This is a genomic window from Burkholderia sp. GW821-FHT14F03 (assembly GCF_058803765.1).
Genome location: NZ_JBXAPG010000029.1, coordinates 66,444 through 86,562, shown reverse-complemented (window position 1 = coordinate 86,562; position 20,119 = coordinate 66,444). Strand labels below are relative to the sequence as shown.

Annotated in this window: 19 protein-coding genes and 1 pseudogene; 4 read left to right on the top strand and 16 right to left on the bottom strand. The window is 70.7% G+C overall.

All coding sequences use genetic code 11. The features are described 5' to 3' along the window. The first annotated feature begins 6 nt into the window (after nt 1-6). Nucleotides 7-927, top strand: a complete 921-nt coding sequence (locus AC1RQF_RS20460; RefSeq protein ID WP_273996893.1) for a LysR family transcriptional regulator — start codon at nt 7-9, stop codon at nt 925-927. Nucleotides 928-967: 40 nt separating this feature from the next. On the opposite strand, the gene AC1RQF_RS20455 is transcribed toward AC1RQF_RS20460, so the two are convergent. Further along, the gene (locus tag AC1RQF_RS20455; RefSeq protein WP_273996892.1) at nt 968-1,936 is read right to left on the bottom strand and encodes a PDR/VanB family oxidoreductase; all 969 of its coding nucleotides are present in this window, start codon (nt 1,934-1,936) and stop codon (nt 968-970) included. Between the two features lie 151 nt (nt 1,937-2,087). Continuing rightward, nucleotides 2,088-3,500: a spinster family MFS transporter gene (locus AC1RQF_RS20450; protein WP_492872828.1), complete on the bottom strand. Its 1,413-nt coding sequence runs from the start codon at nt 3,498-3,500 to the stop codon at nt 2,088-2,090. A gap of 407 nt (nt 3,501-3,907) precedes the next feature. Here AC1RQF_RS20450 and AC1RQF_RS20445 point away from each other — a divergent pair, with 407 nt between their 5' ends. After that, nucleotides 3,908-5,026 carry a porin gene (locus AC1RQF_RS20445; protein WP_492872827.1) on the top strand — a complete coding sequence of 373 codons (1,119 nt, stop codon included), beginning with the start codon at nt 3,908-3,910 and terminating at the stop codon, nt 5,024-5,026. Nucleotides 5,027-5,066: 40 nt separating this feature from the next. Here AC1RQF_RS20445 and AC1RQF_RS20440 read toward each other — a convergent pair whose 3' ends face one another. Beyond that, entirely contained in the window at nt 5,067-6,104 is a 1,038-nt protein-coding gene (locus AC1RQF_RS20440) for a LysR family transcriptional regulator (protein ID WP_492872826.1), read from the bottom strand. Further along, nucleotides 6,101-7,063: an AraC family transcriptional regulator gene (locus AC1RQF_RS20435; RefSeq protein ID WP_492872825.1), complete on the bottom strand. Its 963-nt coding sequence runs from the start codon at nt 7,061-7,063 to the stop codon at nt 6,101-6,103. The genes AC1RQF_RS20440 and AC1RQF_RS20435 overlap by 4 nt, the downstream gene beginning before the upstream one ends. A 164-nt stretch (nt 7,064-7,227) precedes the next feature. Here AC1RQF_RS20435 and AC1RQF_RS20430 point away from each other — a divergent pair, with 164 nt between their 5' ends. Together AC1RQF_RS20430 and AC1RQF_RS20425 are read left to right on the top strand one after the other, a co-directional pair. After that, nucleotides 7,228-8,334, top strand: coding sequence for an NAD/NADP octopine/nopaline dehydrogenase family protein (locus tag AC1RQF_RS20430; RefSeq protein WP_492872824.1), 1,107 nt, complete (start codon nt 7,228-7,230; stop codon nt 8,332-8,334). Further along, nucleotides 8,331-9,341, top strand: coding sequence for a 3-hydroxybutyryl-CoA dehydrogenase (locus AC1RQF_RS20425; protein ID WP_492872823.1), 1,011 nt, complete (start codon nt 8,331-8,333; stop codon nt 9,339-9,341). The genes AC1RQF_RS20430 and AC1RQF_RS20425 overlap by 4 nt, the downstream gene beginning before the upstream one ends. 77 nt (nt 9,342-9,418) lie before the next feature. Here the strand turns inward: AC1RQF_RS20425 and AC1RQF_RS20420 are convergent, their stop codons facing one another. From AC1RQF_RS20420 to AC1RQF_RS20365, 12 genes and pseudogenes are all read right to left on the bottom strand, one after another. Continuing rightward, nucleotides 9,419-10,762 (bottom strand): MFS transporter, encoded by a 1,344-nt coding sequence (locus AC1RQF_RS20420; protein ID WP_273996884.1) that lies wholly within the window; start codon nt 10,760-10,762, stop codon nt 9,419-9,421. 713 nt (nt 10,763-11,475) lie between these two features. Continuing rightward, a complete protein-coding gene (locus AC1RQF_RS20415; RefSeq protein WP_273996881.1) occupies nt 11,476-11,733 on the bottom strand; it encodes an Ada metal-binding domain-containing protein in 258 nt (85 codons plus the stop codon). Further along, a complete protein-coding gene (locus AC1RQF_RS20410; protein ID WP_492872822.1) occupies nt 11,730-12,461 on the bottom strand; it encodes a 2OG-Fe(II) oxygenase in 732 nt (243 codons plus the stop codon). Before AC1RQF_RS20410 ends, AC1RQF_RS20415 begins: the two co-directional genes overlap by 4 nt. Then, the gene (ada, locus tag AC1RQF_RS20405; protein WP_273996879.1) at nt 12,458-13,546 is read right to left on the bottom strand and encodes a bifunctional DNA-binding transcriptional regulator/O6-methylguanine-DNA methyltransferase Ada; all 1,089 of its coding nucleotides are present in this window, start codon (nt 13,544-13,546) and stop codon (nt 12,458-12,460) included. Before ada ends, AC1RQF_RS20410 begins: the two co-directional genes overlap by 4 nt. Before the next feature lie 90 nt (nt 13,547-13,636). Next, a complete protein-coding gene (locus AC1RQF_RS20400) occupies nt 13,637-14,266 on the bottom strand; it encodes a DNA-3-methyladenine glycosylase family protein (RefSeq protein ID WP_273996878.1) in 630 nt (209 codons plus the stop codon). Then, complete coding sequence (locus AC1RQF_RS20395; protein ID WP_273996877.1) at nt 14,263-14,817, bottom strand: methylated-DNA--[protein]-cysteine S-methyltransferase; 555 nt, start codon at nt 14,815-14,817, stop codon at nt 14,263-14,265. The genes AC1RQF_RS20400 and AC1RQF_RS20395 overlap by 4 nt, the downstream gene beginning before the upstream one ends. Nucleotides 14,818-14,826: 9 nt before the next feature. Beyond that, a complete protein-coding gene (locus AC1RQF_RS20390) occupies nt 14,827-15,021 on the bottom strand; it encodes a hypothetical protein (RefSeq protein ID WP_273996875.1) in 195 nt (64 codons plus the stop codon). A gap of 2 nt (nt 15,022-15,023) precedes the next feature. Further along, nucleotides 15,024-15,569 carry a methylated-DNA--[protein]-cysteine S-methyltransferase gene (locus tag AC1RQF_RS20385; protein ID WP_492872821.1) on the bottom strand — a complete coding sequence of 182 codons (546 nt, stop codon included), beginning with the start codon at nt 15,567-15,569 and terminating at the stop codon, nt 15,024-15,026. A 97-nt stretch (nt 15,570-15,666) separates the two neighbouring features. Continuing rightward, nucleotides 15,667-16,404 carry a 2OG-Fe(II) oxygenase gene (locus AC1RQF_RS20380; protein WP_492872820.1) on the bottom strand — a complete coding sequence of 246 codons (738 nt, stop codon included), beginning with the start codon at nt 16,402-16,404 and terminating at the stop codon, nt 15,667-15,669. Between the two features lie 165 nt (nt 16,405-16,569). Next, nucleotides 16,570-17,055: pseudogene (locus AC1RQF_RS20375) on the bottom strand (methylated-DNA--[protein]-cysteine S-methyltransferase); the annotation flags it as partial. 107 nt (nt 17,056-17,162) lie between these two features. Next, nucleotides 17,163-18,443 (bottom strand): isoprenylcysteine carboxylmethyltransferase family protein, encoded by a 1,281-nt coding sequence (locus AC1RQF_RS20370; protein WP_273996871.1) that lies wholly within the window; start codon nt 18,441-18,443, stop codon nt 17,163-17,165. An 81-nt stretch (nt 18,444-18,524) separates the two neighbouring features. Beyond that, on the bottom strand, nt 18,525-20,119 hold a 1,595-nt coding region (locus tag AC1RQF_RS20365), incomplete at its 5' end, for a collagen-like triple helix repeat-containing protein (protein ID WP_492872819.1).

Here is a 20,119-nt window from a genome sequence, read left to right as displayed (position 1 = left end):
CCGGCGATGACATCGATCGATCATCTCGATCTGAACCTGCTGCGGGTGTTCCAGGCGATCGTCGAGGAGCGCAGCCTGACCAGGGCCGGCGAGCGGCTCGCGCTGTCGCAGCCGGCCGTCAGCTATTCGCTTGGCCGGCTGCGCACGCTGTTCGACGATCCGCTGTTCGTGCGCACGCGCGCGGGCATGCAGCCGACGCCGGTCGCGCTCGAACTCGCGGGCATCGTCGGCAAGGCGCTCGACATGGTGCGCGTCGCGCTGCGCTACGCGGAGCGCTTCGATCCGGCGGTCAGCACGCGCACGTTCCGGCTGTCGCTGTCGGATGCCGGCGAGATGGCGTATCTGCCCGCGATCTGCCAGGCGCTGCGCGCGCACGCGCCGCGCGTGACGCTGAGCGTGCAGCCGCTGCCGGTCGAGGAGATCGAGGAGGCGTTGCGCGCGAGCCGGCTCGACTTCGCCATCGGCAACCTGCCGGAGCTGATGCCGCGCACGTGTCATCAGGTGCTGTTCGAGGAAACCTACGCATGCATGACGGGCCGCCGGCGCGGCCTGCCGGCGGGCGGCGCGCTGAGCCTCGAGCAGTTCGTGCGCGCGGCGCACGTCAACGTGAAGTCGGTCGAGCACAGCCACCACGCGCTCGACGATGCGCTGCGCGTGCAGGGCGTGGGGCGCAATATCGCGCTCGAGGTGCCGCACTTCGTCGCACTGCCGAGCGTGCTGTCGGTCACGGATCTCTACGCGACGCTGCCGAAGCGGCTCGCGCGCATCCTGAACCGCGACAACGGGTTCCGGCTCTACGACCTGCCCGTGACGCTGCCGCCCGCGCCGGTGACGATGCACTGGCACGCGCATTTTCACGAGGATGAAGGCATCGCGTGGATGCGGGAACTGCTGGCCGGGATCGTCGCGCGTTTCGACGGTGCGTGAGCGTGCGACTGCGCGGTACGACGCCGTGCGTCGCGGCGCATCAGAGATCGAGGACGAGCACCGGCGAGCGCGCGCGCGACACGCAGCAGCAGATCACCGTGTTGCTCGCCCGTTCCGCCTTGCTGAGGCAATGGTCGCGATGGTCGGGCTCGCCGTCGACGACGGATACCATGCAGGTGCCGCACACGCCTTCGCCGCACGACGTATCGACTTCGATGCCGATCTGCGCGAGCGCGTCGACGATCGACGTGTCGGGCGCGACGCGCACCGTCCGGCCGCTGCGTTGCAGGCGCACTTCGAAGCCGTCGGCCGCGTCGGCTCCGGACGCCGCCGGTTCGGCGGCGAAGCGCTCGAGGTGGATCGAGTCTTCCGGTAAGCGCGTCGCGGCCGCCGCGACGACCGCATCCATGAACGGCCCCGGGCCGCACGTGTAGACGTGCGCCTCCGCATCGATCGCGTCGACGCAGCGGCCGAGCCGGGCCGCGAGCGCGTCGGGCTCTACGGCGTAGTGGAACGTCACGTGCGACGCAAATGGTTCGGCCGACAGCGCGTCGACGAAGGCCGCATGCTCGCGGCTGCGCGCGAAATAGTGCAACCGGTGGCGAGCGCCGCGCCGGTGCAGTGCGTACGCCATCGACAGCAGCGGAGTGATGCCGATGCCGGCCGCGATCAGCACGTGCTCGCTGGCGCTTGCCGCGAGCCGGAACAGGTTGCGCGGCGCACTGATCGACAACTCGGCGCCGATCGTTGCGTCGTCGTGCAGCGACCGCGAGCCGCCGCGCGACCGCGCTTCCTTCTTGACCGCGAACAGATAGCTGCCGCGCTCGTCCGGGTCGCCGCACAGCGAATATTGGCGCGTGACGCCCGACGGCGCGGTGACGTCGATATGGGCGCCTGGTTCGTACGCGTCGAACGGCCGGCCGTCTACGCGCGAAACCCGGAAACAGCGGATGTCCTGTGCCGCGTCGATCAGCGCGTCGATCCGGACTTGGTGGCGGTTCGCTTGCATGGATGATTCCGTGGGGTACGAGGAAAACCGGCGCGGCGAGTGCCGCCGCGCCGTGATGCGATCGAGAATAGGGATCGACTCAGCATAAATCAAATCGATAAAAAATCCATGCTGAAATCAGCCCGGTGGATGATGGTCGGGCAAGATCGAGTCAGCGCAAGGCGGAGCCGGATGCGGCGATCGCCTCGCCGTGGCCGGCCGCCGGTTGTCCGGCCGCGGCTGCGTGGCCGCGTTCGCGATCGAGGCTGAGCCGGTACCGGCGGCATCCGATGGCCAGCAGCAGCGCGGCGAGCGTGGCCGCCGCGAGGTTGACGATCGTCATTGAGTGACCGACCGCCGCGGGCGTGCCGAACACGCGATCGGTGAACAGCGCGACGACCGTCGTGCCGATCCCGAGTGCGATCAGGTTCGAGACGAGCAGGAACAGTGCGGAGATTTGCGCGCGCATCTGGTTCGGCGCGAGCGTCTGCATCGCGGCGGTCGAGGTCGGCATCGGGAACGACGCGAAGAACATCGCGACGACGAGCATCGCGAGCGACGACGGTAGATGGTCGAACTGCGTGAACAGCGCGGCGGGAACCGTCATGCAGACGGCGCCGATCGCGCCGGCGCGCATCGGCGCATCCGTGCGGCCGCGACGCAGCAGCCAGTCGTTGAGCCAGCCGCCGCAGAACACGCCGGCGGTGTTCGCGACGAGCAGCACGCTGCCGAGCGCGTAGCCGGCCTCCACCGCCGTCATTCCGAAGCGGCGGATATAGAACGCGGGCGTCCAGCTCAGCAGGCAGTACAGCGTCATCGCATAGAACGAGAAGCCGAGGTAGTGGCACGCGAAGGTCGCGCGGTGCGCGCCGACGAAGCGCAGCGAATCGCCCATCGACACGCGTCGCACCGTGCCCGAGCGATCCTGCGCGAGCCCTTTGCGCCGTGGATCGCGCACGGTCGCGGTGAACAGCAGCGCGACGAGCAGGCCGGGCAAGCCGACGATCAGGAAGGTGACCTGCCACGCGTGAATCTGTCCGACCACCGGCAGCGTGAACGCGCTCGCATGCTTGAGCAGCGCGATCACGTAGCCGCCGATCAGGAACGCGATGCCGCCGCCGATGAACGAGCCGAGCGAATATACGGCGATCGCGCGCCCGAGCTTCTCCTTCGGGAAGTAGTCGGCGAGCATCGAATACGCGCCGGGCGACAGCGCCGCCTCGCCGATGCCCACCCCCATCCGCGCGACGAACATCTGCACGAAGTGCTGGCTGAGCCCGCATGCGGCGGTCGCGACGCTCCACAGCGCGATGCCGATCGAGATGATGCGCGGGCGCGCGTAGCGGTCGGCGAGATACGCGACGGGCAGCCCCATCACCGCGTAGAACAGTGAGAACGCGAAACCGTTGAGCAGGCTGAACTGCGTGTCGGACAGGGATAGGTCGCGCTTGATCGGCTCGATCATCAGCACGAGCACCTGGCGGTCGACGAACGAGAAGACGTACGCGAGCATGCAGATGACGACGACATACCATTCATACGTATAGCGCTTGCCGTCGGCAGCGCGGGCCGTGGGTGCGGACATGCGGATTCTCCAGGAGCGGGCGGTGGACGCCGCGACGGCGGCCTCGCGGGCTGCGCCGTCGCGGCGCGAACGCGTGCGTGCGGCACGATCGGAGACGCAGCGTAGTCGGCCAAATCCGGCCGCCATATCCGGAGTGACAGCCGCGCCACACGGACATTTACCGACCCAGGTAAAGAAAACACCGAGGCCGTGCGCGCGGGCCGCCGCGGAGCGCGCGTGCGGCGGCCCGCGCGCGCATCATGCGGTGCATCTATAAGTGTTATAGAGCGGATTGCGTCGACTTCCGAAATTGTCGTTCCTAGACTCGGCCCGGTTTTCATTGGCGATGTTGGCCCTTCGAGGCGAACGCGCTTCAAGTCAGGCGGCGCGATGCTGACAGCTGCCGGCATTTCCACGGGACGACGAAGATGAACCATCCGAACAGGCGGGCCGACCGGCTTGCCGCACCGCTTGCCGCGCTCCTTGCCTGCGCCGCGCTGCCCGCCGCCGCGCAATCGAGCGTGACGCTTTACGGCCGCATCGACACCGCTGTCGAATACGCGAACGCCGGACCGAACCATGTGGCGCGTATGGGCAGCGGCAACCTGTTCGCGTCGCAATGGGGGCTGAAGGGCGTCGAGGATCTCGGCGGCGGCTACGCGACGATCTTCAAGCTCGAGGGCGGCTTCAACGCCGCGAGCGGGGCGCTCTCCAGCAGCAGCGCGTTGTTCGGGCGCGAGGCGTGGGTCGGCGTCACGGGGCCGTTCGGCGGCGTGCAGATCGGCGAGCTCTACACGATCCTGCATACGACGCTCGTCACGTACAGCCTGCCTGGGCTCGGCGCGGGGCTCGCGTGGGGCAACGCGACCGACAATTTCGTCGGGCCGGCGTTCCTGCGTGTGCGCAACTCGATGCGCTACACGTCGCCGCGCCACGCAGGCTTCATGCTGCGCGCGATGGCTGCGCGCGGCGCCAACGGCGCGGCCGGGCAGCCTTCGACGCTGGGCGATACCTACGGCGCGGGACTCAACTACGTGCGCGGCGGCCTGTCGGTCGATCTCGATTACATGACGCAGAAGTTCAGCCCGGTCGCCGCCGCGACGCTCGGCGACGCAAGTCCGGCCGCGAACGGCAATTACACGCTCGGCGCGGTGTCCTACGATTTCGACGTCGTGAAGGTTTCCGCGCTGTACATGCGCCATCGCGGCGGCCCCGACGTCGCGACGGCGATCGACAGCCGGAGCGCGTATCCGCACAGCGACATCATGGAACTCAGCGCGACGGTGCCGATCGGGCGCGCGTCGCTGTTGCTGAGCGTCGGCCATTACCGGAAAGTCGCCGATAGCGAAGGCGACGCCGATTCGTACGGCGTGCGCTTCGACTATCCGCTGTCGAAGCGCACGGTGCTGTACACGGGCGCGGCGATGGTGCGCAACGGCGCGCATGCGCGCTTCGTCGTCAACGGCGCGGCGGGCGGCGGCGTCGCGCTCGCGAAGCCAGGCGCGACGGCCAGCTCGATCGTCGCCGGCATCCTGATGTCGTTCTGATCGTTCTGATCGTTCCGGTCGCGCGGGCCGGCCCGCGCGGCTAGGCACGGGCGGGCAGTTGCGGCGCGAGCCATGCATCGAATGGCGCCCGCCGGCCGATGCTGAACAGTTCGAGCAGCAGCGCGCGCAGCCAACGATGGCCGGGATCCGCGTCGAAGCGCCGGTGCCAGTACGCGTTGACGGCCCATTCGCCGGCGTCGGCGATCTCGTACAGCGCGCACGGTTGCCGCGCCGCGAACGTGATCGCGACGGTCTCCGGCAGGATCAGCGCGTAGTCGCCGTCGCGCAGCAGCGCGGGCACCACCATGAAATCTGGCAGCGCCGCGCGCACGCGCGGCATCAGCCCGTGCCGTTCCAGCAACTGCATCGATTGCGGATGCGACGTGATCGCGAGAAAGCGCAGCGCGTCGGGCACCGTGCCGTCGAGCACGAAATCGTCGGACAGCGCGGCGCGCCGTGCGGTACGGCGCGGCATCAACAGCACGCAGCGCTCGTGCAGCAGCGCGGCGCGCTGGAAGTGGCTCGATGCGTCGGCGAAGTGCCCGAGCGCGAAATCGATGCGCCCCGATTCGAGCGCGACATTGAGTTGGCATTCGTCGACATGCAGCGTCTCGATCACCGCGCCCGGCGCGCGGCGGTCGAATTCGGCGAGCATCGTCGGCAGGAACGCGCTCGCCGCGAAATCGCTCATGTGCAGGCGGAACACGCGTTGCGTGCTGTCGGGCACGAAGCGCGAGCCCTCGTCGAGCACGTCCTGCAGGATCGCGAGCGCCTTGTCGACCGACAGCGCGAGCCGCTGCGCGCGAGGCGTCGGCTCGACGCCGGTGCCGGTGCGCACGAACAGCGCGTCGCGAAACATCAGCCGCAGCCGGCCGAGCGCGTGGCTGACCGACGGCTGCGTGACGCCGAGCCGCTGCGCCGCGCGGCCGACATGCCGTTCCTCGTACACCGCGCGAAACGTTTTCAGCAGATTGAGATCGAGATCCTGCACGCGCAGGCCATCGGGCGCGTCGCCGTCGTGCGGCGCGGGGTCGGCGCGGGCCGGGGCCGCGTGACGGCCGGTCGAGGGATGCGTCATCGTGGTGTCCTCGCGGTGACGGAAGGCGCGTGGCCGTAACGCCGCGCATACGCCTTCGCGAAATGACCGAAGCCGTGGATGCCGTGCGCGATCAGCACATCGGTCACGCTGCGCGCGTCGCCGCGTTGCAGAGCCGCGTGCGCGGCGGCGAGCCGGCGTTCGCGCACGTAGGCGGCCGGCGTGGTGTGCAGGAACGCGCGGAACGCGTGCTGCAGCGTGCGCGGCGCGACGCCCGCGACGGCCGCCAGCGCGGCGAGCGCGAGCGGTTCGCCGAGATGCGCGTCGACGTGGTCGCACGCGCGGCGCACGTGCGTCGGCAGCGGCGGCGTGCCGCGCGCGAGCGCGTCGCTGTACGAATGCGACAGGTGCGTGAGCAACAGCGACATCAGCCACGTGCTCAGATCGGCGCCGGAGGCGGTTGCGCCGATGCCCGGCTGCGCGCCCAGCCGGCACAGATACTCGAATGTCGGCGGCACGAGCGCGGCGCCGGCGCCGCCGGCCGTGAGTTCGAACGTCAGCGGCCGGGCGAGCGTCGCGTGCAGCATGTCCTGGAGCTTGCGCTCGAGCGCGCCGCGCTCGAGCCGCAGCACGAGGTTGCGGCAATCGGGGCTCGTGCTCAGGCGGCTCGCGAGCGCGGGCGACGACACGGTCAGCTCGCCGGGGCCGGCGCGCGCGACGACGGCGCCGGCCTGCAATTCGTACGTGCCCGCGAGCGTCAGCCTGAACAGGAAATGCGCGGCGTCGTCGCCGAAGTCGATACGCGTTTCGCGGCCGTAGCAGAGTTCGAGCAGCGTACCGTGATGCAGCGGCACTTCGTACAGTTCAGCGCGAAACGGATCGCAGCCGCGCGCGGCCATCCGGTGCGGCCCGAGCCGGTGCGCGACCGCGCGTTCGACTTCGTCGGGCGCCCGCAGCGCGCCGAGCCGGTTCGGTGCATGGCGGGAAAGGGCGATATCCATTCGTGGACCTCGGGTCGGATGCGTGGGGGCGACGGCATGCGCGGGCGGCGCACGTGCCGGGCTGCGATTGCGTTGCGCGAACGGGCGCGTCGTTGCGCGTTTTGAAGCGACGCGGTGCACGCCGCCGCGTAGTCTCGGAAGCACTCATTCACCGGGAGACGACGATGAAGGTATGTGTACTGGGCGGAGGCCACGGCTGCCATGCGGCGGCCATCGATCTGTTCGAGAAGGGGCACGACGTGACGTGGTGGCGGCGCGATCGCGAGCCGCATGCGCGGCTGCGCGAACTCGGCGTATTGAACGTGACCGACTATCGCGGCAAGCGGGCGGTTCCGCTCGGCGAAGCGCCCGGCGCGATTCGCCTGACCGGCGATCTCGCGGCGGCGCTGCACGGTGCGCGGCTCGTCGTGGCGCCGCTGCCGGCCACCTCGCACGACGCGCTCGCCGCGCAGGTCGCGCCGCTGCTGGAGGACGATCAGGTCGTGTTCCTGCCGCCCGGCACATTCGGCAGCTTCGTGTTCGCGCGTGCGGCGGCCGACGCCGGCAATCGCTCGCGCATCGCGTTCGCCGAGACGGGTACGCTGCCGTATCTGGTGCGCAGGCATGGCGACAATGAAGTCGTGATCAGCGCGTATGCGACGCGCCTGCCGACCGGCGTGTTTCCGGCACACGCGGCCGGCTGGGCATTCGACGTGCTGCGCGCGGGCTATCCGTCGGTCGAGCCGGTCGAGGACGCATTGTCCGCCGCGTTGATGAACGCGGGGCCGGTGATCCACCCGCCGCTGATCCTGATGAACGCCGGGCCGCTCGAACACTTCGACGCGTGGGACATCCACAACGAAGGCACGCAACCGGCGATCCGCCGCGTGACGAACGCGCTCGACGCCGAACGCATCGCGGTGCGCGAGGCGCTCGGCTACCGCTCGCCGCATTTCCCGCTCGCGGATCACTACGCGGCCGACGGTGACGAATGGATGTACGGGCGCGGCGCGCACGGCAGGCTGACCGATAGCGGCGACTGGCGCGAGAAGATCGATTTGCGCACGCATCGCTACATGCTCGAGGACACCCGGCTCGGGCTGTCGCTCGTCGTGTCGTGCGGGCGCTGGGCTGGCGTGCCGACGCCGGTTGCGCAGGGGCTGCTGAGCATCGCGAGCGCGGTCGTAGCGCGCGACCTGTATGCGGAAGGCCGCACGCTGGAGGGGCTCGGGCTGGCGGCGCTGTCGCGCGACGCGCTGCGCGCGCTGCTCGACGCAGGGTGCGCGGCATGATCGCGGCCACCGAGGTGACGCGCGTGCACGTGCTCGGCGCGGGGCGCATGGGGCAGGGGATCGCGCTCGTGTTCGCGTTCGCGGGGCTCGACGTGACGCTGGTCGACTTCAAGCCGCGCGACGCGGCCGGATGGCGCGCATTCGCGGCGCGCACGCACGACGAGATCGCGCGGCCGCTGCACGCGCAGATCGTGCTCGGCCGCATCGACGCCGCGCAGGCCGACGCCGTCGTCGCGCGCATTGCGCTCATCGCGCGGGACGGCGCGGCGGATGCGGTGCGCGATGCCGACATCGTATTCGAGGCCCTGCCCGAAGTGCTCGACGCGAAAGCCGACGCGCTGCGTTGGCTCGGCGTGACTGTCGATGCGCGCGCAACGATTGCATCGACGACGTCGACCTTCGTCGTCACCGAGTTGCAGCGCCATGTCGCGCATCCCGAACGGATGCTGAACGCGCACTGGCTGAATCCCGCGCTGTTGATGCCGCTCGTCGAGATCAGCCGCGGCGCTGCGACGGATCGAGCCATCGTCGACGCGCTCGCCGCGCTGCTGGCGCGCGTCGGCAAGCAGCCGGTGATCTGCGGGCCGGCGCCTGGCTATATCGTGCCGCGCATCCAGGCGCTCGCGATGAACGAGGCCGCGCGGATGGTCGAGGAGGGCGTCGCGAGCGCAGCGGACATCGACACGGCGATCCGCACCGGCTTCGGCCCGCGCTTCGCGGTGCTCGGGCTGCTGGAATTCATCGACTGGGGCGGCTGCGACATCCTGTATTACGCATCGATGTATCTGGCCGGCGAGATCGGCCCGCGCTTCGCGCCGGCCGACAGCGTCGTGCGCAACATGGAAGCCGGGCGTGATGGCGTGCGCACGGGCGCTGGTTTCCACGATTATGCGGAGGTCGACGTGCCCGCCTACATGCGGCAGCGGCTCGGCGAATTCGCGCGGCTGCTCGATCATCTCGGGCTTGCGCCGGTGTTCGACGGCGCGCGGCGGGGAAGCGGCGGCTAGTCGGCGCGTCGGCGCGGCGGGCGGGAACGGCCGCACGCGCCGGGAATGGCCCGCTCGCGCGAATCGAGGCGTCATGGTCACGCCGCGTCGGCAGCCGGGGCGGCGTGAGCCTCATCCACGATCCGCGTCTCGCGCATCGCGCACAGCGTCGCGACGGTGACGAGGCCGAGCGCGACGAGGAACAGCGACACGGGCCACGACGCCTGATGGCGCGCGAGCAGCGCGGTCGCGATCAGCGGCGACATGCCGCCCGCGAAGATCGACGCGACTTCATGGCCGAGCGCGACGCCCGAATAGCGCACCTCGGTGCTGAACAGCTCGCCGACGAGCGCGGGCAGCGTGCCGATCATTGCGCCGTGGCTGACGGCCGTGCCGACCGTGAGCGCGAGCCACACGAACGGCGTCGCGCGCGTGTCGAGCAGCCAGAAGAACGGAAACGCGCACGCGACGAGGCTGAGCGCGCCGATCAGGTACACCGGCTTGCGACCGATCCGGTCGGACAGCCGACCCCACGCGAGCATCGCACCCATCTCGACGATCATCGCGATCATCACGCCGGTCAGCATCACGTCGTTCTGGATTCCGACGTATTTGCCGTAGACGAGCGAAAACGCGAGGAAAATGTATGCGCCGCCGTTTTCGGCCACGCGCAGCCCCATCGCAATCAGGATTGCCTTCGGATGGCGGCGCAGGCACGCGACGATCGGCAGATGCGCGTGCGCGCCGTGCTTGCCGGCCTGCTCGAAGTCGCGGCTTTCCGGCAGATGGCGGCGGATGTAGATGCCGATCGCGAAGAGGGCGACGCTCGCGAGGAACGGCAGCCGCCAGCCCCACGCGCGGAAAGCGTCGTCCGGCAGCGCCTGCGCGGCGAGAAACGCGGCCGACGACAGCACGAAGCCGCCGCCCACGCCGAGCTGGCTCCACGCGGCGTAATAGCCGCGCTGTTCGGGCGGCGCGTTCTCGCTGATCATCAGCACGCCGCCGCCCCATTCGCCGCCGGACGCGATGCCTTGCAGCAGGCGCAGCGCGACGAGCGCCGCGGGCGCCCACAGGCCGACCTGCCCGTAGGTCGGCAGCAGGCCGATCGCGAAGGTCGACGCGCCCATGATCAGTAGCGTCCACACGAGCGACACCTTGCGCCCGTAGCGATCGCCGACATGGCCGAACACGACTCCGCCGAGCGGCCGCGCGACGAAGCCGAGCGCGAACGCCGCGAACGCGGCGAGGCTGCCGGCAAGCGGCGATGCGCCGGGCGGGAAGAACACGTGGCCGAACACGAGCGCCGCGGCCGTACCGTACACGAAGAAGTCGTACCACTCCATCGCGTTGCCGGCGACAGAAGCGATGACGATCCGGCGAAGCTGCCGGTCGACGAGCGGCCGGGCGGCGCTCGGGGATTGCACGGTGTCGGTCGGATACATGGCGGACTCTGAAGGGGGAGACGGCGCATGCCGTCTTCGCGGCAGTGCGGCCTTAGGTTGTCGCCGCCGCCGGCCCCGGTCAAATCCGCAGAAAAAGGCGGGTGTCATCACTCCGGCAAATGATGGTCGCGGCTGCGCGCCGCTGCTTCATGCGTGCTTGCCGCGGCGCGACGCTCAACCGCACCCGTGGCGGCAGATACGCGCCGGTCCGATGCCGCGCGGCGATGCGCCGCCCCGGGTCGAGTTCGCCGGGCAGCAGGTCGAGCGCGCGCAGCCCGCCGAGCTGATCGAGCGCCCCGGTTCCGCTGACGCACGGCAGTGGCGTGCCGCGCAGACCACGCGGCAGTGACGTGCTGCTGAAATCCGCTGCGGCGCGCAGGCGCGGGCCCGGCAGGCCGCGCGCACGGATCAGCGCGGCCCGTGAAGGTGCTGGGCCGCGGCGCGAGCGAATCGACGTCGGGCGTCACGCGGCTCGGCGGGATGGAGGTGCGCGTCGTCGATTCAATTGAAGAAGACCTCGTCATGTTCGATCTTCTGGACCAAGCCTGCTTATCGTTCCGACATGCGGATTGTGCGGGGGCGGTCTCCGGGAGGTTGCGGCCTCAGCCGCTGCCGGTCGAGCGCGGACAGGGGCGCAGCGGGAGAGGTCGCCGCCTCGGGCGCGAGCATAGAGCCGGACGTGAAATCGGGCGGCAGGGTCGTCATCGGCAAGCTCATCGTTCCTCTTTCCAGCGTGCGTATCGTTCCGGCATGCACACCGCGCATGGCCGGTATCCGGCGGCGCGCGCCGCGGCTTCGTCGAGGAAGAACACGCGCTGCTTCGCATAGCCGCCGCGCGCGAGGGCGCGCCGCGCGGAGCGGCAGTCGAGGCGACCGTAGATGCGGCCGCGCCGGTGTCCGCCCAGCGTGCCGGGGACCGCGCTGCGATACGGCCGGCCGTCCGGGCCGAGCAGCAGCCAGGTGCGGCTCATCGGTCCTGCGTCGCGGCGGCGTCGCGCGCGGCGTGGAATACGAGGTCAAGCGCGCATCGCTCGCCCGTCCGCACGACGCTGACGCCGTGCCGCAGATTGACCCGATGGGCGCCCTGCGCGCCGCGGAACGGCCGGGTGCCGCTCGCGAACAACACGAGGTCGCCCTGGTCGAGCAGGAACGCGGCCGGGCGCGATTGCATGCGCGGGCGCTGTTCCGTCATCACGAATTCGCCGCCCGTATAGTCGCGGCCCGCGCGCGACAGCATCACGCTGGCTTGCAGCGGGAACGCGAGCGCGTCGTCGGCGCGGTGTTGCAGTGCGGCTTCGTCGCCCGACCGGAGACGCGACAGCGACGACAGCGGCGCGCCCAGCCCGGCGTCGCGGCAACGCGCCTCGAAGCCCGCCAGCGTGGGCGGCAGCGTCGCGCCGGTCCCCAGCGCGTCGAGCCAGCGTTGTGCATGCGGCACGAGCCCCGTATAGAGCGCCTCGCGCAGCCGCGCGCCGGGTGTGAACTGCGCATCGCGCCAGTACTGTCCCGTCCGCTGATCGCCGCCCTCGGGCAGGATGCGATCGGGGTCCATGACCGTTGCACGCAGCCTGTCGCAGGCCTCGGGCGTCAGCCAGCGGCGAATCACCGTGTAGCCGTCGCGATCGAGATCCGCGGCGAGCGCGGCGGCCTCGGGCAGCGGCGGCGCGTCCGTGCCGGCCCGCGCGGCAGGGCGCGTCATACCTGTTCTTCCCGTTCGAGCAACTGGCGCTTGCGCTCGATGCCCCAGCGATAGCCGGACAGGTTGCCGTCGCTGCGGATCACCCGGTGGCACGGGATCGCCACCGCGAGATGATTGGCGCCGCAGGCCTGCGCGACCGCGCGCACCGCCTTGGGCGCGCCGATCTTCGCGGCGATGTCCGCGTAGGTGGCGGTCGTGCCGACCGGGATCGTGCGCAGCGCCTGCCACACGCGCTGCTGAAATGCCGTGCCGCGCACGTCGAGCGGCAGGTCGAGGCCGATTCCGGGTTCCTCGATGAAGCCGACGACGCGGGCGACCAGCGTCTCGTAGCCGGGGTCGCCGCCAATCAGGTTCGCGTGCGGAAACTGGTCCTGCAGGTCGCGCAGCAGCGCGTCGGGATCGTCGCCGAGCAGGATCGAGCAGACCCCCCGTTCGCTTTGCGCGACGAGGATCGAGCCGAGCGAACATTCGCCGAGCGCGAAATGGATGTCGGTGTTCGCGCCGCCCGCGCGGAAATCGGACGGCGTCATGCCGAGCACGCCGTTCGACGCCTCGTAGAAGCGGCTGTTCGAATTGAAGCCGGCCTCGTAGATGGCGTCGGTCACCGACGCGTTTTGCGCGAGACGTTCGCGCAGCCGCTTCGCGCGATGGGCGAGCGCATACGCTTTCGGCGTGACGCCCGCCACCGACTTGAAGACCCGATGGAAGTGGTAGGGGCTCATGTCGGCGTGTCGCGCGAGCGCAGTGAGCCCCGGTTCGGCTTCGGCGGTCTCGATCTGCCGGCACGCGTCCGCGACGATCGCGGCATGGTGTTCGGCGATGCGGGTCTGGTCGGACGCGGCCCGCTTGCTCGGGCGGTAGCCCGCCGCCTCCGCGGCCTGCGGCGTGTCGAAGAACTCGACGTTCTCCGGGCGCGGAATCCGCGACGTGCTGCTTGCCCGGCAGTAGACGCCGGTGGTCCTGACCGCGTAGACGAACTGGTCGTCGGCGCGCGGGTCCCGCGCGAGCACGGCGGCCCAGCGCGGATCGGCCACGACGCTGGCGGCGCTGCCCTTGGCCGGTGAAGGCGTTCTAAGCTTGATCATGCTGGTCTCATATCGTTCGAGTCGGTACTACTGTACGCAGCGGCGCGCCGGATCACACTCCGGCTCTTGCGGTTGAATTCCTCGAACGGGTCAGCGGGCGGGCAGCCGCCACAGATACCATGCCGCGATCGTGCGATACGGGCTCCAGGCGCGCCCGAGCGCGGCCAGTTCGCGCGGCGTCGGCGTCGCCGCCAGTCCCTTGAGGCGGCGATAGCCCTCGCGCACGCCGAAGTCGTCGACGGGCAGGATGTCCATCCGCTCCAGGGTGTAGATCAGGAACATCTCCACGGTCCATTTGCCGACGCCGCGCAGCGTGGTCAGCCGCGCGATCAGCGCGTCGTCGGGCAGCGCGAGCGCGGTCTCGCGCGAGGGCACGACGCCCGACAGCGCGGCGTGCGCGATGCCCTGGATCGTCGCGATCTTGGTCGCAGAGAAGCCGCAGGCGCGCAGGGCGTCGAATCCGGTCGCGGCCAGCTGCGCGGGCGTCGGGAACGGTTGATCCGGAAACAGCGCGAGCAGGCGCGCGAGAATCGCGTCGCCCGCGCGCGCGTGCAGCTGCTGGTACGCGATTGCGCGCACCAGCGCCTCATAAGGGTCGCGCGCCGGCTTGGGGGCATGCAGGCAAGGGCCGGTCGCCGCGATGTGGGCGGCCCAGTCGGCATCGAGCGCGGACAGGAAGCGGGCGGCTTTCCGGTAGAGCGTGGAAGGGTGAGCGGTCATGAATCGGCAGATGGGGGGGAATGGGAGACGGGAACGGCGTCGCGGGGCGTCGCGTGCCGCTGTTCGTGCGCAAGCAGCCACGCCTTGCGCTCGAGGCCCCAGGCATAGCCCCTGAGCGAGCCGTCCTGGCCGACCAGCCGATGACAGGGCACCAGGATCGCGATCGGATTCGCGGCGTTGGCCGCGCCGACGCCGCGCGCGCCGTTCGGTCGGCCGAGCGCGCGGGCGAGCATGCCGTACGTGCGGGTCGCGCCTGCCGGAATCGCGCGCACGGCAGCCCAGACGGCCTGTTGGCCCGGGGTGCCGGCCGGCGCGACGGCGATTTCGTGCAAGGCGTCGAGCGCGCCGTCGAAGTAGCGCTCGAACGCCGCGCCGGCCGCGCCGGGACCGGCGCCCGGCAGCAGCATGAGGTCGGGCGCGTCGTGCAGCAGGCGCGTGCGCAGTCGGTCCACGTGCTCGGCGAACGCGGCGGCATGCACGCGGTCCGCCGCGTCGGCCGCGATCACGAGCGTGCCGATGGGCGTGGGCTGGTCGTACAGGAACAGCTTCATCGTATGGATTCATTCGAGACGCGTGATCGTATCCGCGTCGATCAGGAAACGCGCGCCGTCCGGCAAGTGCAACGCCAGCCGTCCGTCCGCGCGGACCCGCCAGCCCGCCGCGTCGCGGCGCGCGAGGCAGGCGGCCAGGCCGGCCTCGTGCGCGTCGTCGCGCGGGGCGGGCGGATTCGGCGCGTCGCGGGCCGGCGCGCGCACGCTCAGATCAGCGCCCGCGGCGCATATTGCTCGGCTTCGCGCCGGAGCAGCTCGCGCTTGCGCTGAAAGCCCCAACGATAACCCGACAGCGTGCCGTCGCGCTTGATCACGCGATGGCACGGCACGGCGATCGCGAGCATGTTGGCCGCGCATGCCTCGGCGACGTCCCGCGCCGCGCGCGGATCGCCGAGCGTGCGCGCGATCTCGCCGTAGGTCGTGGTGACGCCCGGCGCGATGCCGCGCAGCGCGTCCCAGACGCGTCGCTCGAAGGCGCTGCCGTGAGGATCGAGCGGGAACCTCGGCGCATCGCCCGGATGATCGACGAGCTGGGCGGCGCGCGCGAGCCGTTCCGCGAGCCCCGCGTCCGACGACGCGCCGGCGTGCGGAAAGCGGGTGCGCAACTCGGCGCTCAGCGCGGCGTCGCCGGCGCCGAGCAGGATCGCGCAGACGCCGCGATCGGTTTCGGCCACCAGCACGCGCCCGAGCGAGCACGGACCGATCGCGTAGCGTACCGGGTCCGGAGGGGAAACAGCGGGTTCGTGTGTCATGGCTTGGGTCTCGTGAAGTGGAACGTCCTGATGATCCGCACTGTAGGACGTCGGGTCGCCGGCCGCACTCCGGGGCTTGCGGTCGAATTCCCGTGGGCTACAGCGCGTCGTGAAAGATCAGGCCGAGCGTATGGCGCACGCCCGCCGTCAGGCGGCTCACGCCGTGCCGCATGTTGACCCGGTATGGGCCGCGCGCGCCCTCGACCGGCCGGTGATTGACGGTGAACACGACGGCATCGCCGCGCGCGAGCGGCACCACCTCGACGCGCGACTGCATGCGCGGCCGCTGCTCCGTCATCACGAATTCGCCGCCGCTGAAATCCCGGCCCGGCTCCGACAGCAGGATCGCGACCTGCAACGGGAACACATGCTCGCCGTACAGGTCCTGGTGCAGGCAGTTGTAGTCGCCCGCCTCGTAGCGCAGGATCAGCGGCGTGGGGCGCAGTTGCCCCGCGCCGTGGCAGCGGGCGAGGAATTCGGCGTGCCGCGCCGGATAGCGGATCGTGCTGCGCAGCGCGGCCTGCCAGCGGTTCGCGATCGGCACGAGATGCGGATAAAGCGCGTCGCGCAGCGCGCCGATCGGCTCGGGCAGCGGATAGGCGAAGTATTTGTATTCGCCGCGCCCGAAGTTGTGGCGGGCCATCACGATGCGGGCGCGATAGGGCGCGTCGAGCGGATACAGCGCGGCGAGCGCCGCGCATTCCGCCGGCGTGACGAGTTGCGGCAAGCGCGCGCAGCCATAGCGGTCGAGCGACTGCTCGATGTCCGCCCAATCGTGTTGATCGACGCGCTGCGCGAGCGGCGCGGCGCGGCGCGCGGAAGCGACCGCGCTCATTGGCCGCGACGCGCGGCGGCGCGGGATGGATGGGTGACCGGCATCATCGTGGCGCTCCTGGGTTCGACGCGATGAGGCGAATGTAGTGCGGGCCGGCCCGGGCCGCACTCCGGGTCTTGCGGTGGAATTTGCCGACGTCGCGGCGTGCGTTCAGTCGAGCGGGAACAGCGAATCCTGGCGCGCTTCGAGCGACAGCAGCAGGTGCTTGTTGCGCAGGCCGCCGCCGAAACCCGTCAGCTCGCCCGATGCGCCGATCACGCGATGACAGGGTGCGATGATCGGGATCGGGTTCGCGCCGTTCGCCGCGCCGACCGCGCGCACGGCCTTCTTGTTGCCGATCTGTTCGGCGATCTCGAGGTAGCTGCGGGTCTCGCCGAAGGGGATCGTCAGCAGCGCTTCCCAGACCTTCTTCTGGAACGGCGTGCCGGCGAAGTCGAGCGGAAGATCGAACGAGGTTCTTTGGCCTGCGAAGTATTCGACGAGTTGGCGCTCGGTTTCGAGGAGCACGGGATGGTCGGGCATCTCGATCATCCCGCCGGACGGCGCGCGCGCATCTCGTTCGTGCTCCCAGCGCACGGCGGCGAGCCGCTCGCCGTTCGCCACGAGTTTCAATCGGCCGACCGGGGATTCGATCGTCTTGTACGCGTACATTCGGCTGCTCCGCTGATGAAGATGCCGCCGGAGCCCGGCGGCGCAGCGGACATTATGCCGGGGCCGGCGCGCGCGCGCCATGCGTCGGCGCGCCGTGCCGGGGGCTCTCAGGCGGCGCGCTGCAGCCCGAGGCGACGCGCCAGCGTCGCGAACAGGCCATGCTGCGCGATCCACTCCGCGTAGGCGCGATAGTCGGGGTCGCGCATCAGGTGGCGCTCCTCGGTCTTCGCGCGCAGGAAGTACAGCAGGTTCACCGCGATCAGCGCGACCGTGTGCATCACCGCGATGCGCCAGCCGAGCGGTTCGATGAACGGCACCGACACCATCCAGTACGACAGGTTCTTCGAGACATAGGCCGGATGCTTCGTGAAGCGGTAAGGCCCGGACGTGATGATGCCGCGGTTGGTCAGGTTCGAGAAACGCAGGCCGAACGAGATCGTCGACAACGCGTAGATCAGGAGCAGCGCGACGATCGTCACGCCCCACAGCACGCGGATCGCCGGGACGCCGAGCAGCCAGTTGTCCCAGAACATCGAGCCTTCGTAGTGGATGTACTGGTTCGAGATCAGCGACCAGAACGGCTGGTAGCAGATCAGCGCGGCGAGCCAGCCGAGGGTGGTCGGCTCGACGGTGCGCACGTGGCTGTCGAGGATCCGGAACGTGCACAGATAGCCGACCGTGCCGAACATCAGGTCCATCGTGAACGACAGGTCGTACATGAAGCGGAACGTCGCGAGCGACATCGGCGCGCCGAGCGCGGTGTCGAGCGACGCGCCGAGATGATCGGCGTCGGTCGACAGATAGGTGACCATCAGCGGCAGGAAGAACGCCTTCACCATCCAGCCCGCGAGCATCTCGCGGATCGGCTGCCAGCTGGCCGGGCGTTCGCCGCGCAGCAGCAGCCGGCCCCAGGCCAGGTAGGCGTCGTCGACGTCGCGCTGGCGCGTATCCATCCACGCGAAGTAGAACGGCGCGCCGATCGCGAGATACGGGGCGAGCGTGCCGGCGAGCGACCAGAACGGCGTATAGAACGCGCCGTGATATTCGGGCAGCAGCCAGTAGAGCAGCGCGATGCCGGCGTAGACCGAGCCGAGCGCGACGAGCCGCACGGCGACGCGCGCGAGGTCGAGCGGGCGCACCGCGCGTTGGGCGAGGCCCGCGCTCGGGCGCAGGTGGACGCGCGCGACGAACAGCTCGTAGGCGCCGATCGTCGCGATGATCGCGATGCAGGCGGCGGTGGCGCGCGCAGCGCCGTCGAGCGTCGTGCCGCGCAGGATCCAGAGCGTGAACAGACCGGCGGCGATTCCCGCCAGGCCGACCGTGAATGGCGTGGCGGAGCGCGGCGGGCGAGCGGGCGTTGCCGCCGCGCCGGGGAAGGTCGAATTCATGTCAGCCTCGTATCGTGACATTGGAGAGCGCGGCCGGGCGTGGTGATTGGTCAGTGCCCGGCCGTGTGCTGCCGACTTGCGTTACTTGCCGGGCGTGCCGCCGCCGAGCAGCCCTCCGAGCAGGTTCGTGAGCGGTGCGAGCGGGCCGGCGTTGGCCGCGCCGCCGTTCGAGCCGCTGCCTGTCGCGCCGCCGGTCAGGCCGGTGATCAGGCCGGGGACGGGCGAGGTGGGCGTGCATGCGGGGCCGCCGGGCGCGCCGCCGCCGACGAGCGCGCCGACCAGCGCGCCGACGGGGGCCAGCGGGCCGCCTATCGCGCCGCCGGGTGCGGCGGGTTTGCCGAGCAGGTTGGTCAGCGGCGACAGCAGGCCGCCCGCGGCCGGCGGGCCGCCGGCTCCGCCGAGGTTGCCGACGACGCCCGTCAGCGGTTGCAGGATGCCGCCGAGTCCGCCGGCAGTGCCGCCAGCACCTCCAGCGCCGCCGCCGACACCGACCGCGCCGCCCAGTCCACCGAGGATACCGCCGAGCACGCCGGCACCGCCAGGGCCGCCGCTGCCTCCGGCACTACCGACGCCGCTCGGGCCGCCGAGGATGCCGCCCAGTCCGCCGGCACCGCCAGGGCCACCGCTGCCTCCGGCACTACCGACGCCGCCCAGGCCGCCGAGGATGCCGCCGAGTCCGCCGGCACCGCCAGGGCCACCGGGGCCTCCGGCACCACCGACGCCGCCCAGTCCACCGAGGATGCCGCCGAGTCCACCAACACCGCCAGGGCCACCACTGCCTCCGGCACCACCGATGCCGCCTAGGCCACTGAGGATGCCGCCGAGCCCGCCGCCGCTACCCCATCCACCCATGCCGAGGTTGATGCCGAGGGACCCGGTCAGCGAACCGGTGATCGTGATCGGCAGGCCCGTGATCGGCCCGATCGGGTTGGTGGTGGCGCCGGTGAAGAGTCCGCCCGTCGCGGTGACGGTCCGGCCCAGTTGCGTGACGACCCCGCCCAGGTCCTTGCCGACCTGATCGTTGGTCGAGCCTGTCACTTTCGCGCCGAGCGCACCGATTCCGTTGCCAAGCGTGGTGAGCACATCGTTCAGCGGCACGCCGAGGCCGGTGACGTTGCCGACGGTCCGGGTCGTGTCCGACACGGCGAGCGTGATCGGGTTGATGACCGTGCTGACCTGGGTTTCGATCTGTTGGACGGGGGCATTGGTCAGCACCTGATTCAGGCCGCCTGCAACCTTGATGACCAGGTCGCCGGCGCCGCCGACGACCGTCGTGCCCAGCGCTGCCGTGACGGGCGCGAGCGGTGCGAGAGGGCCGCTGCCGAGGCTCGTCACGACGCCGCCTAGCTTGGTGACCGACGCGCCGACGTCATGGACCACGCCGCTGCTGGAGGTCAGCGTCGGTCCGAGCGGGTTGGCCGCGCTGCCGAGCGTGCCGAGACCGTTCGCCGTGCCGTAGCCGAGTGTCCGGACGCCGTTGCCGACATCGGTGATGGCGTTGCCGAGGTCCGTGGTGGTCGCGCCGTTGACGCCGGGCGCTGCCGTGCCGGAGACCTTCACGCCTGTGTCGGCGACGACCGTTCCAACGGCCGTGATCAAGTTGCCGCCCTGAGTGAGGACGTTGCCGAGCGGGGTGGAGGAGGTGCCCGAGGTGCCGGAAGTGCCTGAGGTACCCG